Source organism: Microlunatus sp. M237 (genome assembly GCF_056896895.1).
The window spans coordinates 642,258-658,021 of record NZ_JBXHBL010000002.1; the positions used below are offsets into that span (position 1 = coordinate 642,258).

15 protein-coding genes are annotated in these 15,764 nt (G+C 70.1%); 7 read left to right on the forward strand and 8 right to left on the reverse strand.

The genetic code is table 11. The features are described 5' to 3' along the window. Positions 1 to 76: 76 nt before the first annotated feature. Positions 77 to 1,141, forward strand: coding sequence for a magnesium and cobalt transport protein CorA (locus AC1XX3_RS09245; RefSeq protein WP_483320796.1), 1,065 nt, complete (start codon positions 77 to 79; stop codon positions 1,139 to 1,141). A gap of 27 nt (positions 1,142 to 1,168) precedes the next feature. Here the strand turns inward: AC1XX3_RS09245 and AC1XX3_RS09250 are convergent, their stop codons facing one another. The 3 genes from AC1XX3_RS09250 to tdh form a co-directional block, all read right to left on the reverse strand. Beyond that, positions 1,169 to 2,170 carry a hypothetical protein gene (locus tag AC1XX3_RS09250; protein WP_483320797.1) on the reverse strand — a complete coding sequence of 334 codons (1,002 nt, stop codon included), beginning with the start codon at positions 2,168 to 2,170 and terminating at the stop codon, positions 1,169 to 1,171. A 240-nt stretch (positions 2,171 to 2,410) separates the two neighbouring features. Beyond that, positions 2,411 to 3,574, reverse strand: coding sequence for a glycine C-acetyltransferase (locus AC1XX3_RS09255; protein WP_483321173.1), 1,164 nt, complete (start codon positions 3,572 to 3,574; stop codon positions 2,411 to 2,413). 37 nt (positions 3,575 to 3,611) lie between these two features. Further along, the gene (tdh, locus tag AC1XX3_RS09260; RefSeq protein WP_483320798.1) at positions 3,612 to 4,640 is read right to left on the reverse strand and encodes an L-threonine 3-dehydrogenase; all 1,029 of its coding nucleotides are present in this window, start codon (positions 4,638 to 4,640) and stop codon (positions 3,612 to 3,614) included. A 57-nt stretch (positions 4,641 to 4,697) separates the two neighbouring features. Between tdh and AC1XX3_RS09265 the strand changes: the two genes are divergently transcribed. The 3 genes from AC1XX3_RS09265 (at position 4,698) to AC1XX3_RS09275 (ending at position 8,283) form a co-directional block, all read left to right on the forward strand. Then, complete coding sequence (locus AC1XX3_RS09265; RefSeq protein WP_483320799.1) at positions 4,698 to 6,080, forward strand: L-serine ammonia-lyase; 1,383 nt, start codon at positions 4,698 to 4,700, stop codon at positions 6,078 to 6,080. Positions 6,081 to 6,141: 61 nt separating this feature from the next. Next, entirely contained in the window at positions 6,142 to 6,936 is a 795-nt protein-coding gene (locus AC1XX3_RS09270) for a transglutaminase-like domain-containing protein (RefSeq protein WP_483320800.1), read from the forward strand. Positions 6,937 to 7,185: 249 nt separating this feature from the next. Next, positions 7,186 to 8,283, forward strand: a complete 1,098-nt coding sequence (locus tag AC1XX3_RS09275; RefSeq protein WP_483320801.1) for an ABC transporter ATP-binding protein — start codon at positions 7,186 to 7,188, stop codon at positions 8,281 to 8,283. A gap of 84 nt (positions 8,284 to 8,367) precedes the next feature. Here AC1XX3_RS09275 and AC1XX3_RS09280 read toward each other — a convergent pair whose 3' ends face one another. Next, positions 8,368 to 9,237, reverse strand: coding sequence for an NUDIX hydrolase (locus AC1XX3_RS09280; protein ID WP_483320802.1), 870 nt, complete (start codon positions 9,235 to 9,237; stop codon positions 8,368 to 8,370). A gap of 74 nt (positions 9,238 to 9,311) precedes the next feature. On the opposite strand from AC1XX3_RS09280, the gene AC1XX3_RS09285 reads away from it, so the two are divergent. Then, a complete protein-coding gene (locus AC1XX3_RS09285; protein WP_483320803.1) occupies positions 9,312 to 9,860 on the forward strand; it encodes a GNAT family N-acetyltransferase in 549 nt (182 codons plus the stop codon). A gap of 15 nt (positions 9,861 to 9,875) precedes the next feature. Here AC1XX3_RS09285 and AC1XX3_RS09290 read toward each other — a convergent pair whose 3' ends face one another. Continuing rightward, on the reverse strand, positions 9,876 to 10,790 hold the full coding sequence (locus tag AC1XX3_RS09290; RefSeq protein ID WP_483320804.1) for a 3-methyladenine DNA glycosylase: 915 nt from the start codon (positions 10,788 to 10,790) through the stop codon (positions 9,876 to 9,878). A gap of 9 nt (positions 10,791 to 10,799) precedes the next feature. Beyond that, positions 10,800 to 11,684, reverse strand: coding sequence for an oxidoreductase (locus AC1XX3_RS09295; RefSeq protein ID WP_483320805.1), 885 nt, complete (start codon positions 11,682 to 11,684; stop codon positions 10,800 to 10,802). Positions 11,685 to 11,731: 47 nt separating this feature from the next. Between AC1XX3_RS09295 and AC1XX3_RS09300 the strand changes: the two genes are divergently transcribed. Continuing rightward, complete coding sequence (locus tag AC1XX3_RS09300) at positions 11,732 to 13,114, forward strand: DUF4032 domain-containing protein (RefSeq protein WP_483320806.1); 1,383 nt, start codon at positions 11,732 to 11,734, stop codon at positions 13,112 to 13,114. Between the two features lie 59 nt (positions 13,115 to 13,173). Here the strand turns inward: AC1XX3_RS09300 and AC1XX3_RS09305 are convergent, their stop codons facing one another. Together AC1XX3_RS09305 and AC1XX3_RS09310 are read right to left on the reverse strand one after the other, a co-directional pair. Beyond that, positions 13,174 to 13,938 (reverse strand): SDR family NAD(P)-dependent oxidoreductase, encoded by a 765-nt coding sequence (locus AC1XX3_RS09305; RefSeq protein WP_483320807.1) that lies wholly within the window; start codon positions 13,936 to 13,938, stop codon positions 13,174 to 13,176. A gap of 9 nt (positions 13,939 to 13,947) precedes the next feature. Then, a complete protein-coding gene (locus AC1XX3_RS09310) occupies positions 13,948 to 15,096 on the reverse strand; it encodes an acyl-CoA dehydrogenase family protein (RefSeq protein WP_483320808.1) in 1,149 nt (382 codons plus the stop codon). Between the two features lie 71 nt (positions 15,097 to 15,167). Between AC1XX3_RS09310 and AC1XX3_RS09315 the strand changes: the two genes are divergently transcribed. Continuing rightward, positions 15,168 to 15,752 carry a TetR/AcrR family transcriptional regulator gene (locus tag AC1XX3_RS09315; protein ID WP_483320809.1) on the forward strand — a complete coding sequence of 195 codons (585 nt, stop codon included), beginning with the start codon at positions 15,168 to 15,170 and terminating at the stop codon, positions 15,750 to 15,752. Positions 15,753 to 15,764: the final 12 nt, after the last annotated feature.

The following is a 15,764-nucleotide window of genomic DNA, read 5'->3' on the forward strand; positions in this document are numbered from 1 at the left end:
ACCGCTTAGGATCAGGGGACGATCTCCTGCTCCTTCCCCGGTGCTGGAACCAGCTCTCGTGAACAGGACCACCCCGATGCCCGACGACGCAAGCCTGCCCGTGATCGCCGACACCGCCCGCCGCCGGGCCATGGTCGACAACGCCATCTACGTCGACGGCCGCCGCACCACCAGCCCGGACAACCTGGAGGACACCTACGAACTGCTGCGCGACCAGCAGGGCACCGCGTGGATCGGGCTGTATCGCCCCGACGAGGACGAGATCAACTCGGTCGCCGGCGAGTTCGGGCTGCACCAGCTCGCGGTGGACGACGCCATCGCCGCCCACCAGCGACCCAAGCTGGAACGCTACGAGGGCATCCTGTTCGTGGTGCTGCGACCCGCGCGCTACATCGACGAGGACGAGCGGGTCGAGTTCGGCGAGCTGCACGTCTTCGTCGGCAAGAACTTCGTCATCACCATCCGCCACGCCGAGTCGCCCGACCTGGCCAAGGTGCGCCGTCGCCTCGAGGCCACCCCGGCGCTGCTCTGCCTGGGCCCGGAAGCCATCCTCTACGCGATCCTCGACCAGGTCGTCGACGAGTACGGCCCCGTCGCCAACGGGCTGGAGAACGATATCGACGAGATCGAGGACCAGCTGTTCAGCGGCGATCCCTCGGTGTCGCGCCGGATCTATGAGCTGCTGCGTGAGGTGATCCAGTTCCAGCGGACCACCCGACCGCTGGTGGGCATGCTGGCCGGTCTCGAGGGCGGCTTCGCCAAGTATGAGGTGGACGACGAGCTGCAGCGCAACCTGCGCGACGTGCAGGACCACGTGCTCCGGATCGTCGACCGGGCCGACGCCTTCCGCGCCCTGCTGCAGAACGCGCTGACCGTGCACGCCACCCTGGTCGGACAGCAGCAGAACGAGGAGATGCGGCGCCTCACCCAGACCAGCCTGACCCAGGGCGAGGAGGTCAAGCGGATCTCCGCCTGGGCGGCGATCCTGTTTGCCCCGACCCTGGTGGGCGGCGTGTACGGGATGAACTTCGACCACATGCCCGAGCTGCACTGGAGGTACGGCTACCCGCTCGCCCTGCTGGCCATGCTGGGCACCGGCCTGGTCCTCTATCTCGTCTTCCGCCGTCGACGTTGGATCTAGGCCGTCTCATCTCGACGGGTCCCGGAGTCAGCCGATCGTCCCGGTGATGTCGATCACCACATGCACGCTCTGGTTGGAATACACCTTGATCTGGCGCCCACTGGAGATCCCGACCAAGATCATGTTCGCTATGGCGCTCCCTGCGTTGTAGTTCAGGGTGCTCGCTGTCGGCGCGGCCGCACTGCCCGGATAGACCCGAAGGAAGCCACCCGCAGCAGCCGAGGTCGCCGTCACGTTCAGCACCACGCCCGACGTGCCGGGCGGCACCCAGGCCGACGACAACGTGATGGTCCGGGTGCTGTTCGCGGCCAGCTTGCCGCCGGAGACGCGTGAGTCGTACGCCCTGACCGGTGCCGGGAGGAGACCCAACGCACCGGCTCCTTGACTGAACCCGACCCGAGCGCCGTTGACCTGGACGGTGCCGCTCCCGGTGGTGTCGAGACCGAGGCTGATCTTGGTGCCGAGCGGGTACGGTCCGTACGACGCCGAGGGCACGACGGAGCGGCGCGTGGCCATCCCACCGGAGGAGATCGCGGTGTCGGCGAGGGTGTTGAACAAGGTGCCGGTGCCCGCCGCCCACAGCCGACCCAGCGCGGACACGGGGCTACCGCTGCTGTTGTAGACATACCACTCGATGTCGCGGACCAGGGCGCCCGCCGGGATGTCGACGGTGGCCCACAGGTAGGGCGACGATCCGCTCGAGTAGGCGCCGTACCCCCCGTACACCCGGCTGGCCGTGCCGCCTTCGGGCTGGAAGTCCAGCCACGAGAGATGCCGGTAGGTGTAGCCCGAGATGGCCGGTGAGGCTGAGGTGGCGGTCACCGGGCTGGCGTTCTGCTCGACGACCGCCTGCCCCGACCCGGCCTTCTCGTCGATCTTCGGCTCGGCGGGCTCGGCGTGGGCAGGCAGCCCGCCGGCCGCAGCCGAGGCGATCAGCGCCGCGGCACCCGCCCCCAGCATCAGCCCTCGTCGCGGCACGCTCGGGCCGGACCCGGCCCCGTTCTCACTCGTACGCTCGCTATTGGTCATGACTACCCCCGGGTCACCGACGTACCCGTCGAGAGGGTGCAGGTGACCAGGTGCCCCTACGGGATCACAGTGGGCTCCGGTCCCGGTGCTACGGATGCCCCCGGACACGGGTGTCTACTGCCTCGAACCCTAGAGCAGGTCGGTCGGGAAAGCGCCGGCCACGGCCCATTGTTCTAGCTACGTCCGGGGCGCCGGCCACGCCGGTGCTATCGCCGCCCGGCCGGCGGGTCGCCGGAGCTCTCAGGCGGCGTCCCGGGCTGCGACGAACGCCTCGATGGCCCGGTCCAGATCGGCCCGGCTGTGCGCCGCCGACATCTGGGTCCGGATCCGGGCCTTGCCGCGAGGCACCACCGGGAAGGAGAACGCCCGGACGTAGATGCCGTCGGCCAGCAGACGGTCGGCCATGGCACCGGCCTTGACCGCGTCGCCGATCATCACCGGGACGATGGGGTGGTCGGAAGCGGGGATGTCGAAGCCGTGCCGATTCATCTCGGCCCGGAAATACGCCGTGTTCTCCCGCAGCTGGGCCAGCAGGTCGGTGGAGCCACGCAGCAACTCGAAGGTGGCGATCGCCGCCGCGGCGATCGAGGGCGCCAGCGAGTTGGAGAACAGGTACGGCCGGGACCGCTGTCGCAGCATTTCCACGATCTCTGCCCGGGCTGCGGTGTAGCCGCCGGAGGCTCCACCCAGAGCCTTGCCCAGCGTGCCGGTGACGATGTCGACCCGGTCCTGCACCCCGAACAGCTCCGGCGTGCCGGCGCCGGTCTCCCCCACGAAGCCGACGGCGTGCGAGTCGTCCACCATGACCAGGGCGTCGTAGCGCTCGGCCAGGGCGACGATCTCGTCCAGCGGGGCCACATAGCCGTCCATCGAGAAGACGCCGTCGGTGGCGATCATCCGGAACCGGGCGTCGGACGCGGCCTGCAGCTGGGCCTCGAGGTCGGCCATGTCGCGGTTGCGATAGCGGAACCGGCGGGCCTTGCACAGCCGGACGCCGTCGATGATGCTGGCGTGGTTGAGCTCATCGGAGATGATCGCGTCCTCCGGACCCAGCAGGGTCTCGAAGAGCCCCGCGTTGGCGTCGAAGCAGGAGCCGTAGAGGATCGTGTCCTCGGTGTGCAGGAAGTCCGAGATCTGGCTCTCCAGCTCCTTGTGGATCTCCGCAGTCCCGCAGATGAACCGCACCGAGGCCATCCCGAAGCCCCACCGGTCCAGCGCGTCCTGCGCGGCCTTGATCATCACCGGGTGGTCGGCCAGCCCGAGATAGTTGTTGGCGCACAGGTTGAGCACCGTCTCGTCGCCGACGCCGATCTGCGCCGACTGCGGGGTGGTGATCACCGACTCCGACTTGTAGAGCCCTTCCGCCTTCAGCTGGCTGAGCTCGGCGCTCAGCTGGTCCTTCATCGTGGTGTACATATCCAGTGCCCTCCGGCGTCTTTCGTCAGTCGTCCCAGGTCATGATCACCTTGCCGCTGTGCCCACTACGGGTGGCGGCGAAGGCCGAGGCGTGCTCGGAATAGTGGAAGCGGTGGGTGATCACGCCAGAGATGTCCAGACCGCTCTGCAGCAGCACCGACATGGCATACCAGGTCTCGAACATCTCCCGGCCGTAGATGCCCTTGATCGTGATCATCTTCAGCACCACGCTGGCGAAGTCGATGCTGATCTCGCTGGACGGCAGCCCGAGCATCGCGATCCGTCCGCCATGGGTGAGCTGGGCGATCATGTCCCGCAGGGCGGCCGGGCTGCCCGACATCTCAAGCCCGACGTCGAACCCCTCCCGCATCCCCAGCTCGCGTTGCGCATCAGCCAATGACTCCGAGCTGATGTCGACGGCGCGCGTCACCCCGAGCGACTCGGCCAGCGCCAGCCGGTCACGGCTCACGTCGGTGATCACCACGTGCCGCGCGCCGGCGTGCTTGGCGACCATCGCGGCCATGATCCCGATCGGGCCGGCGCCGGTCACCAGCACGTCATCGCCGAGCGCGGGAAACGCCAGCGCGGTGTGCACGGCATTTCCGAACGGGTCGAAGATCGCTGCCACATCAACCGAGATCGGCTCGCGGTGCACCCAGACGTTGCCGGCCGGAATCGCTATGTATTCAGCGAAAGCGCCGTCCAGGTGGACCCCGATCCCCTGGGTGTGGATGCACAGGTGACGACGTCCGGCGCGGCAGTTGCGACACCGGCCGCAGGTCAGATGCCCTTCGCCGCTGACCAGGTCACCGACGGCCACATCGGTCACCGTCTCGCCGACGGCCACCACCTCGCCGGCGAACTCGTGTCCCACCGTGATCGGCGCAGCGACATTCTTCTGGGCCCACGCATCCCAGGCCTCGATGTGCAGATCGGTGCCGCAGATTCCGGTCGCCTTCACCTTGACCAACACGTCCGCCGGACCCATCCGGGGCACTGGTACCTCGACCAGCTCCAAGCCCGGACGTGCCTCTGCCTTCACCAGCGCCATCACGGCCACCACCCTAAACGGTGTTAGGCGTCCTCCTCGCCAAGCGGGCACACTGGACAGGTGAGCATCAGTGTGTTCGACCTGTTCAGCATCGGAATCGGGCCGTCCAGCTCGCACACCGTCGGACCGATGCGGGCAGCTGCCCGGTTCGCCGCGGACGTCGCCACCTCGGGCGAATTGGACCGGGTGACCCGCGTCCAGTCCGAGCTGTTCGGCTCACTCGGCGCCACCGGGCACGGACACGGCAGCTATCACGCCGTGCTCTGGGGCCTGGAGGGCGGCGACCCGGAGACCGTCGACACCCGCACCGCCCCGCAGCGAGCCGCCGAGATCTGCGCTACCGGCCGGCTGCTGCTCGCCGGCATCCATCCGGTGGCGTTCGACCGCGACGCCGACCTGGTGCTGCACCGCCGGAGGTCGCTGCACTTCCACCCCAACGGCATGACCTTCACCGCGTACGCCGGCCAGACCGCGGTGCCGGAGCGCACCTACTACTCCATCGGCGGCGGGTTCGTCCTCGACGACGACGGCAGTGGCCGCCCGCTGCTGCGACCCGACCCCACGCCCGTGCCGTACCCCTTCCGCACCGGCGACGAGCTGCTCGAGCACTGCACCGCCACCGGCCTCCCGATCAGCCAGGTGATGCTGGCCAACGAGTCCGCCCGCCGGCCCGAGGCGGAGGTCCGCGCCGGGCTGCTCCGCATCTGGTCGGTGATGGCGGAGTGCGTGACCAACGGCTGCCGCACCACCGGCGTGCTACCCGGCGGGCTGAAGGTCCGCCGCCGCGCCGCCGAGCTGAACGCCAGGCTGCTGACCGACGCCGGCCGCTTCCGCAACGAGATCGACCCGCTGGCCGCGATGGACTGGGTCACCCTGTGGGCGCTGGCGGTCAACGAGGAGAACGCCTCCGGCGGCAGGGTCGTCACCGCCCCGACCAACGGCGCCGCGGGCATCATCCCGGCCGTGCTGCACTACGCGGTCCGCTTCGTCCCCGGCACCGACGATGACGCGATCGTGCGGTTCCTGCTGGTGGCCGGTGCGCTGGGCGCCATCTATCAACAGACCGCTTCCATCTCCGGCGCCGAGGTCGGCTGCCAGGGCGAGGTCGGCACCGCCTGCTCGATGGCCGCCGGTGCCCTGGCGGAGATCTTCGGCGGCACCCCGGAGCAGGTCGAGAACGCCGCCGAGATCGGGATGGAGCACCACCTCGGGCTGACCTGCGACCCGGTCGGCGGGCTGGTCCAGATCCCCTGCATCGAACGGAACGCCGTCGGGTCGGTCAAGGCGATCACCGCTGCCCGGCTGGCCCTGTATGGCGACGGACGGCACACCGTCAGCCTGGACAAGGTGATCAAGACGATGATGGAGACCGGGGCCGACATGAAGGTGAAATACAAGGAGACCTCCCGCGGCGGCCTCGCCGTCAACATCGTCGAGTGCTGAACCACGGCTGAATCCGAGACCCGTAACGTGTTCGTAGGGTGGCTGGTGTAGGAATCCGGTCATGAGACGGACCGTCACCGCGCACCTCGACATCGCCCTCACCGGCCCAGCCAAGCTCGTCTACGCCGTCACAGCGGCGACCGGAGCGCCACTGGCGAGCGAGTCGCTCGAGGTGCTCGTCGACGGCACCCCGCAGCAGCCCACCGAGCTGCTGGACGCGCACGGCACCCGGCTGCACCAGCTCGTGGTCGACGGCGGGCCGGTGGTCCTCGACTACCGCGCCGAGGTCGACGGCCAGGCGCCGCCGGCGCCGCTCAGCGATCTCGACATGATCACCTACCTCCGACCCAGCCGCTACTGCGAGTCCGACACGCTCGGCCCGACTGCGAGCAGCGAGTTCTCGGGGTTGGCGGGACAGGCGCTGCTGCACGCGGTCAGCGAGTGGGTCGAGGCCAAGCTGGTCTACGTCACCGGATCCAGCCTGCCGACGGACGGCGCGGTACGTACGCTGCTGGCCCGCCAGGGCGTCTGCCGCGACTTCGCCCACCTGGCCATCGCCTTGCTGCGGGCCCTCAACGTCCCCGCCCGGATGGCCGCGGTGTACGCCCCCGGCCTCAGCCCGATGGAGTTCCACGCCGTGGCCGAGGCCTTCGTCGACGGCTCCTGGTATGTCGTGGACGCCACCCGGCTGGCGCCCCGGCAGAGCCTGCTGCGGGTGGCCACCGGCCGCGACGCCGCCGATACCGCGTTCTTGACCAACTTCTGGGCCAGCGCCCAGCTCCGCGAGCTCGAGGTCACCGCCACGGTGGACGACTTCAGTTTCGACGACGGCAGCCAGCTGGTGCAGCTGCGCTGACGCCGCGCTCTCGGCCGGCCCGGCACCGGCCGACGACTCTCAGTGAACTCTTTGGCCCAGACGTTCTGTCTGTCGCAGATCGTGGCTCTATAGTGTGGGTGCACGGTCCCCGAACAAGGAAGTCAGCGACCGAAGCCTGGTTGAGCTGACACTTCGTTCCCGGGCTGTGTATTCCATCGGGACTCCCGATGGACTGTTTTCCACTACGGATCGTCGGGCACGTACCTGCCCGTGGAAAGGATGTGTGGCATGGCCACCGTTTCATTCAACGACGCAACTCGCGTCTACCCGGGTGCAGATCACCCCTCCGTTGACAAGCTGAGCCTGGACATCGCCGACGGCGAGTTCATGGTTCTCGTCGGCCCCTCCGGCTGCGGCAAGTCGACCTCCCTGCGGATGCTGGCCGGCCTCGAAGAGGTCAACCAGGGCACCATCCACATCGGCGACCGCGACGTCACCGACCTGCCACCCAAGGACCGTGACATCGCCATGGTCTTCCAGAACTACGCGCTGTATCCCCACATGACCGTGGGCGACAACATGGGCTTCGCGCTGAAGATGGCGAACGTGCCCAAGGCCGAGCGTCAGCAGCGAGTGATGGAGGCCGCCAAGCTCCTCGGCCTGGAGGACTTCCTCAACCGCAAGCCGAAGGCGCTCTCCGGTGGTCAGCGTCAGCGCGTCGCCATGGGCCGCGCCATCGTCCGTCAGCCGCAGGTCTTCTTGATGGACGAGCCGCTGTCGAACCTCGACGCCAAGCTCCGCGTCTCCACCCGCACCCAGATCGCCGCGCTGCAGACCCGGCTCGGTGTCACCACCGTCTACGTGACCCACGACCAGGTCGAGGCCATGACGATGGGTGACCGGGTTGCGGTCATGAAGGACGGCGTGCTGATGCAGGTCGACAGCCCGCTGGGTCTCTACGACAACCCGAAGAACCTGTTCGTCGCCGGCTTCATCGGTTCGCCGGCCATGAACCTGATCGAGGGCACCGTCGTCGACGGTGGCATCCAGGTCGGCGACTACACCGTGCCGGTCCCCCGCGAGTGGCTGACCAAGGCCGCCGGCGAGGACAAGCTCACCCTCGGCATCCGGCCGGAGAACTTCGCGATCGCGGACAACGGCGAGGGCATCGGCCTCGACGTGGCCGTGGTCGAGGAGCTCGGCGCCGACGCCTACCTCTACGGCACCCTGGCGGGCCTGGGCGAGGACGAGCGTCTCAACGCGCAGCAGATCGTGGCTCGTATCTCGTCGCGTCGTCCTCCGAGCCGCGGCACCACCGTGCGCCTGACCGGCGACCCGGAGCACTTCCACCTGTTCTCGACCAAGACCGGCGACCGTCTCTCCTGAGCCGCGACCCGGCCCGGGGCAACCCGGGACCCTGACCGACCAGCAGGCCCCCGCTTCCGAGCGGGGGCCTGTTGCGTTGTGGGCTCAGAGCAGGTCGAGCAAGAACCGCGGCCCGACCACAGCGGCGCCAACCGCACCGACCCGGCTTCTCAGCTCATGGTCCGCGGTCACCACCACCACCGACCGGGGACCGGGCGTACGCTCCGCCGCCAGCGCGACGATGGTGTCGTCGCCCGACCCGGGCGCCGCGACGACCTCGACAGCGGGCACCCCGGACACGTCGCGGGCCGCCCCTTCGGTCACCAGCACGACACTCGGGAACCGCCGGGCCAGACCGGTCCCGGTCGGGTCCACCGGACCGAGGCCCGGCACCGGGATACCCGCCTCGACCATCGCCGCCAGCTCGTCGCGCAGCCGACGTACGGCACCTGAGCGGTCACGCCACCACCCGTCGGGTCGGCTGCCGATGGTGTTGGCCGCGTCCACCACCAGCACCGGAGCCGGACCCACCCGCCGCAGCGCCGGCCAGCTGGCGGCGAAGCCCGGATGCAGCGGCAGCTCCGCCAGCCGATCAGGAGCCACCCAGCGCACCGCGTCGCTCTCGGTCCCGCGGGGCGCCGGCTGCAGCCCGGTCAGAGCGGAGGCGACCACGGTGGAATAGGACCAGCCGCCGTGGTCGTCGAGATAGGTCCCCTCCACCCGGACCTGGTCGGGCTCGAGGGTGGACTCCTCGCCGGCTTCTCGCAGGGCGGCGGTCACCGCGCTCTCGGACTGCTCCCGGGCTCCGCCGAGCACCCCCCAGGTGCCGCCGTGGTGACTCCAGTGCACCCGCAGCTGCAGCAGGACATCGGCATCGATCGCCGCGCTCGAGCGGAGCAGCAGACCTGCCGCGCCGTACAGACCCCAGTGGCGATGGCCGAGACCGCAGGTGGTCCAACCGTCGCCACTCCTCATCACCCGCTCGATGCTATGCCTCGGCGCGCTAGCGTAGGGCGGCCAGTTCACGAAGGAGACCGCAGACCGTGCCGATGGAGCACCTGATCCGACCCACCACCCTTGACGACGCCGAGGCGTACGTCCGTTGCCACGTGGAGTGTCTGGCGGAGACGTACGCCGAGATCATGCCGCCGGAGTTCGCCGACCAGCACCGCGCCAATGTCGAGGCGACCATCCGCTCGACCCGCGAGGCCTGGCTCGCCGCGGAGCGGGAGCAGCCGCGCCGGACCCGCACCTGGGTGGCGGTGGACACGAGCGGTGAGGTGGTCGGCGTGGCCCGGTCCGGGCCGGGTCCGCAGCCCTGGGAGCTCGAGATGGGGGCGCCGCCGACCGCGATGACGTTTCAGCTGCACCACATCTACACCCGGGCGCGCACCCACGGCAGCGGACTCGGCCAGCGGCTGCTGGACGCCGCGCTGGAGGGTCGCGACGCCTATCTGTGGATCCTGCACGGCAACGACCGGGCGGCGCGGTTCTACGCCCGTAACGGCTTCATGGCCGACGGCGGACAGCTGAACTGCGGCCCCAGCTGGTTCTTCCGACCGATGTCCCGGCTGGCCCGGGTGACTGCGGCGGCGTGACGCGAGCGGTCAGGCTCAGGCCGACACCGATCCCAGCACGCCGTCCAGCACCTCGATCAGCCGCTGCCGCAACGGCGCGGCCCGGACGCTGAACTCCTTCTGCGCCGCCGCGTACGCCGCTCGGCCCTCCGGCGTCTCGATCGGCACCGGCTCGAAACCGAGGGCGGTCAGGTCGTACGGGCTGGCGCGCATGTCCAGCTCACGGATCTCCCGGGCCAGCGCGAACGTGTCGGCGACCAGGTCCGAGGGCACCAGCGGGGACAGCTTGTAGGCCCACTTGTAGAGGTCCATGTTGGCGTGCAGGCAGCCGGGCTGCTCCAGCTCCGCCTGGTCGGCCCGCGACGGCTGCAGCAGGTTGAGCTGGCGGGCCGGTGGGGTGAAGAAGCGGAAGGCGTCGAAGTGGCCACAGCGGACGCCCCGCTCCTCCACCACCGCAGCCACCCGCTCCGGCGCAAACCGCAGCGGCCAGTCCGGGTGCCGTCGCTCGGTCTCCTGCTGGCGATAGACCATGGCCCACTCGTGCAGCCCGAAGCAGCCGAAGAACCCCGGCCGGTCCGCGGTGCGGGTCAGCAGCTCGTGCACCCAGCGGATCGTCGCGCCGCGGACCGCGCACACCGCCGCCACGTCGACGGTCACGCCCTCCTCGGTACGGACGTAGTCCCGCCACTCCAGCCACTCGGCGGCGCCCTCTCCCTGCAGCACCACCCCGGCCCCGGGATGCCAGCGGCGCAGCTGGTAGGGCCGCTGGTTGTAGTACTCGAAGAGGAAGTCCTCCACCGGGTGCTCGATGCCACGACTGCGGCGCGCCCGATGGGAGGCCAGCCAGCCGTCGACCCGGGTGGTGTGGATATCGCGGAGCTCGGTCCAGGTCGGCTCGTCGAGGAGACGGGCCCGACCCGCGACCGGGAGGCTAAGGGCGCCGGCAGTCACCGGCCCACCCTAGACCGCCGACAGCGTGGCCAGGTCCTCGGCGGAGAGCTCCACCGCACCGGCGGCCATGTTCTGCTTCAGGTGCGCCAAGGACGAGGTGCCCGGGATCAGCAGCACGTTGTCGGCCCGGGCCAGCAGCCAGGCCAGGCCCACCTGGGCCGGGGTGCAGCCGAGCCGCTGGGCCACGGACAGCACGGGACCCTGCTCATTCACCCGTGGCATGCCGGGGAAGGCTGATCCGAGCGGGAAGAACGGCACGTAGGCGACCCCCGCCTCGGTGCACCGGTCGAGCACCGCGGCGTCGCCCTGGGCGACCAGGCTGAACGCGTTCTGAACGCAGACGAGGTCGGCCACGTCGATCGCGGTCTCCACCTGCTCCAGCGTCGCGTTGGAGATCCCGACGCCGGCGATCTTGCCCTCTTCCCGCAGCGCCACCAGCTCGGCCAGCTGGTCGGCGAGCTGGTCGGCCAGTGATGCCGCCTCGGTGGCCGCTGAGGGGTCGCCGGCGTCCGGCAGCCGCAGGTTGACAGCGCCGAGCTGCTCGACGTCGAGGGCGCGAAGGTTGTCCTCCACCCCCGCCCGCAGGTCTTCGGGGCGCAGCGCCGTCACCCAGCCGCCGGCGTCGTCGCGCACCGCCCCGACCTTGGAGACCAGCACCAGGTCGTCCGGATAGGGGTGCAGTGCGGCGCGGATCAGCTCGTTGGCCACGTCGGGGCCGTAGTACTGCGCGGTGTCGATGTGGTTGGCCCCCAGCTCGACGGCTCGGCGGAGCACGGCGAGTGCCTCGTCGCGGTCCCGCGGCGGGCCCATCACGCCCGGACCACACAGCTGCATGGCGCCGAACCCGACCCGAGAGACGGGGCGGCCGGCCAGAGAGAACTCAGACGTTGCCATGTGTTGACGCTACTCCCCATCCCGGACCGACATGACAAACTGGATCGGTGCCCAGGTTCTTGTCAGCGAAGCCGGATTCCCGACTGATCACCCTGCCCTGGGGGACCCCGCTGGAGGACTGGCCGGAGTCGACCCTGGTCGCGCTGCCCCGCGGTATCTCGCGGCACGTGGTGCGCTTCGTCCGGGTCGGCTCCGACATCTACGCGGTGAAGGAGGTGCTCGAGCATCTCGCCCTGCACGAATACCGGCTGCTGCGGGATCTCGCTCGACTGGACGTCCCCTCGGTCGACCCCGTCGGTGTGGTCACCAACCGGGTCGACGCCAACGGCGAGCCGCTGGACCCCGCGCTGCTGACCAAGCACCTGCAGTTCTCACTGCCCTATCGCTCGCTGTTCAGCCGGGGCGTACGCCAAGACACCGTCAACCGGCTGGTCGACGCCATGGTGGTGCTGCTCGCCCGGCTGCACCTGACCGGGTTCCTGTGGGGTGACGTGTCGCTGTCCAACACCTTGTTCCGGCGCGACGCCGGCGCGTTCGCGGCGTATCTGGTGGACGCCGAGACCGGCGAGCTGCATGACGAGCTGACCACCGGGCAGCGTGAGCACGACCTGACCATCGCCCGCACCAACCTCTTCGGCGAGTTCTCCGACCTGGAGGCGGGCGGTCTGCTGGACGAGGCGCTGGACCCACTCATCCTGGTGGAGACGATCGAGAACCGCTACCGCGAGCTCTGGTCGGAGCTGACCGGGGTGGAGGAGTTCGACGGCAGCGAGATGCACCGGATCGAGAGCCGCGTCCGCCGGTTGAACGCCCTCGGCTTCGACGTGGCCGAACTCGACATCACCACCGACTTCGCCGGCTCGACCATCCGCATCCAGCCCAAGGTCGTCGACGCCGGTCACCACTCCCGCCGGCTGATCCGGCTGACCGGGCTGGACACCGAGGAGAATCAGGCACGCCGGCTGCTGAACGACCTGGACAGCTTCCGCGCCCGGACCGACCAGCAGAACGCCGACGAGTCGATCGTGGCCCACCAGTGGCTGACGACGCAGTTCGAGCCGGTCATCAACGCCGTACCGCCGGATCTGAGCGCCAAGCGGGAGCCGGCCGAGCTCTATCACGAGGTGCTGGAGCACCGCTGGTTCATGTCGGAGCGGGCCGGCTCCGAGGTGCCGATGCTGGAGGCCGCCGACGGCTATATGAAGACGGTGCTCAAGCAGCTGCCCGACGAGGCGGTCACGGTCACCGGGATGGAAGGCCCCAACCGGCTGTCCAACCCCTACGACCCGTCCCAGGGCTATGCCGACGACGCCGACGACAAGCCGTACGACCCGTGGGAGGACGGCGAGTCCGACGCCGACGATGCGCCGTCATCGGCCTATCTCGACATCGACGCGCTCCGCCGGGCCAAGTCCGCCCAGAGCAGCTAGACAGCTCCGGCTGCGGGTCCGGCTTGGGTCCGGCTGTGGGCCCGGTCGTGCCGGGCACCTCAGCGCGGGGGCATCCGCAGCGCGCCGTCGAGGCGGACCACCTCGCCGTTGAGCAAGGGGTTGGCGATCAGCTGGTCGACCAGCAGGGCGTACTCCGCCGGTCGGCCCAGCCGGGCGGGGTGCGGCACCAACGCCTCGAGGCTGCTCCGGGTGTCGCCGGGCAGGCCGGCCATCATCGGCGTCTCCATCACGCCCGGGGCGATGGTCATCACCCGGATCGCGTGCCCGGCGAGGTCGCGGGCCGCGGTCAGGGTCAGCGCCACGATCCCACCCTTGCTCGCGGCGTACGCGGCCTGGCCGACCTGGCCGTCGTACGCAGCCACGCTGGCCGTCATCACCACCAGACCACGGTCGCCGTCCAGCGGTTCGTTGCCGGCCATTGCCTCGGCGGCCAGCCGGAGCACGTTGAAGGTGCCCACCAGGTTGATGTCGACCACCGCCTGGAAAGCCGCCAGGTCGAGGACGCCGCGCCGGCCGAGGATCCGGCCCGGCGTCGCCACCCCGGCGCAGCTCACCACCACCCGGAGGGTCCCGCGCCTGGTGGCCAGCGCCACCGCCGCGCTGACCTGGTCGGGGTCACGGACGTCGGCGGGTGCGAACGCCACCCGGTCCCCTCGCTCGGCGGCGCGGGCCGCACCGGCCGAGCCGGGCAGGTCGACGATGACCACCTGCGCCCCGGCGGCCAGGGCAGCGTCGACGGTGGCGGCGCCGAGCCCGGAGGCTCCGCCGGTGACCAGGACGACGTCGGACGCGGACAGCTGCACGGTTCTCCTTCAGGGGGTGCGGAGCAGCTGGCGGGCGATCACCAGCCGCTGGATCTGGTTGGTGCCCTCGAAGATCTGGGTCACCTTGGCCTCGCGCAGATAGCGCTCGGCCGGGAAGTCGGTGGTGTAGCCGTAGCCGCCGAGCACCTGCACCGCGTCGGTGGTCACCTTCATGGCAGCGTCGGTGGCCACCAGCTTGGCCACGGCCGCGTCGCGGGTGAACGGTCGGCCGGCGTCGCGTCGTCGGGCCGCCATCAGATAGCTGGCCCGGGCACTGTCCACCGCGGCCGCCATCTCGGCCAGCAGGAACTGCAGCCCCTGGAACTCGGCCAGGGTCCGCCCGAACTGGGTCCGTTGCCCGGCGTAGGCCACGGCGCAGTCCAGCGCCGCCTGGGCCAGCCCGGTGGCGCAGGCGGCGATTCCCAGCCGACCCGCGTCGAGCGCCGACAGGGCGATCGTCATCCCGTCGCCCTCGGCCCCGATGCGTCGCTCCGCAGTGACGGCGGCGGCGTCGAGATAGAGCGCCGTGGTGACCGAGGCGGTCATTCCCATCTTCTTCTCCGGCGCTCCGAAGGAGAGCCCGGGGGCGTCACCGGGCAGGACGAACGCGGAGATGCCCTCGGTCCGGGCGTCACTGGTCCGGGCGAAGATCGTGTAGAAGTCCGCGTGCGAGCCGTGGGTGGTCCAGGCCTTGGCGCCGGACAGCAGATAGCCCTCGTCGGTGGGAGTGGCCCTCGTGGTGATACCGGTGATGTCCGAGCCCGCTTGGGCCTCGGAGAGAGCGAAGGCGCCGAGGGTGTCACCGTCGACCATCCCCGGCAGCAGCGCCGCGCGTTGCTCGGCGGTGCCGAACCTCGCCAGCACCGTGCAGCTCATCACGTGCACCGAGAGTCCGACGCCGACGCTCATCCAGGCGGTCGCGACCTCCTCGAGCGCCTGCAGGTAGACCTCGTACGGCTGGCCGAGACCGCCGTACTGCTCCGGGAACGACATCCCCATCAGGCCGGCCTCGCCGAGCAGGGCGTAGACGTCGCGGGGGAAGGTGCCGGACTCTTCGGTGGCCGCGGCGCGCGGCAGCAGCTCCGACTGGGCGATCTCCCGAACGAGGGCAACGAGCTCGGCGGCCTCCGCGCTCGGCAGCAGTCGGTCGACGGCCATCGGTCCCCCTCGTCGGGTTCGGCGCCTTTGCCGCAGGAAAGCGGTACGGATCAGAGTACGCTAGTACCGCCATGGTAGTCGCTGCTCCCGACCGTTCGTTGACCCGACGCCAGTCCGACCTGCTGGACGAGCTGGTGGACCTTGTGCTGGCACAGGGATTCAGCCACCTCACCCTCGACGACCTGGCCGGCAGCCTCGGCTGTTCGAAGCGCACCTTGTATGCGTTGGCCGACAGCAAGGAGCAGCTGGCCACCGCGGCGGTCCAGCACTTCTTCCGCCGGGCCACCGCGCAGGTGGAGGCAGCGATCGGTCGCACCCGCTCGCCGGCACGGCGGGTGACCCGCTATCTCGAGGCAGTTGCTGAGGCCTTGCGACCGGCGTCGCGCGAGTTCCACCGCGACGTGGCGGCCTTCGCCCCCGCGCGGGAGATCTATGAGACCAATACGGCCGCGGCGGCCCGGCGTGTTCGCGGCCTGCTGGACGAGGGCACCCGGTCCGGGGCCTTCCGGACAGTCCCCACGGCGTTCGTCGCCGAAGTGGTGACCGCCACCATGCGCAGGATCACCGCCGGGGAGGTGCAGGAAGCCACCGGACTCACCGATGCCGAAGCCTATCGAGAGTTGGCGCGACTAGTCGTCGCTGCAGTCAGCCGCTAAGGCTCTCGGGGA

Coding starts and splice junctions, on each gene's coding strand:
- AC1XX3_RS09295 (WP_483320805.1), bottom strand. CDS start 11,684: ATGGCAACGTCTGAGTTCTCTCTGGCCGGCCGCCCCGTCTCTCGGGTC.
- AC1XX3_RS09250 (WP_483320797.1), bottom strand. CDS start 2,170: ATGACCAATAGCGAGCGTACGAGTGAGAACGGGGCCGGGTCCGGCCCG.
- AC1XX3_RS09270 (WP_483320800.1), top strand. CDS start 6,142: ATGAGACGGACCGTCACCGCGCACCTCGACATCGCCCTCACCGGCCCA.
- AC1XX3_RS09255 (WP_483321173.1), bottom strand. CDS start 3,574: ATGAAGGACCAGCTGAGCGCCGAGCTCAGCCAGCTGAAGGCGGAAGGG.
- AC1XX3_RS09275 (WP_483320801.1), top strand. CDS start 7,186: ATGGCCACCGTTTCATTCAACGACGCAACTCGCGTCTACCCGGGTGCA.
- AC1XX3_RS09280 (WP_483320802.1), bottom strand. CDS start 9,237: ATGAGGAGTGGCGACGGTTGGACCACCTGCGGTCTCGGCCATCGCCAC.
- AC1XX3_RS09245 (WP_483320796.1), top strand. CDS start 77: ATGCCCGACGACGCAAGCCTGCCCGTGATCGCCGACACCGCCCGCCGC.
- AC1XX3_RS09310 (WP_483320808.1), bottom strand. CDS start 15,096: ATGGCCGTCGACCGACTGCTGCCGAGCGCGGAGGCCGCCGAGCTCGTT.
- AC1XX3_RS09285 (WP_483320803.1), top strand. CDS start 9,312: ATGGAGCACCTGATCCGACCCACCACCCTTGACGACGCCGAGGCGTAC.
- AC1XX3_RS09315 (WP_483320809.1), top strand. CDS start 15,168: ATGGTAGTCGCTGCTCCCGACCGTTCGTTGACCCGACGCCAGTCCGAC.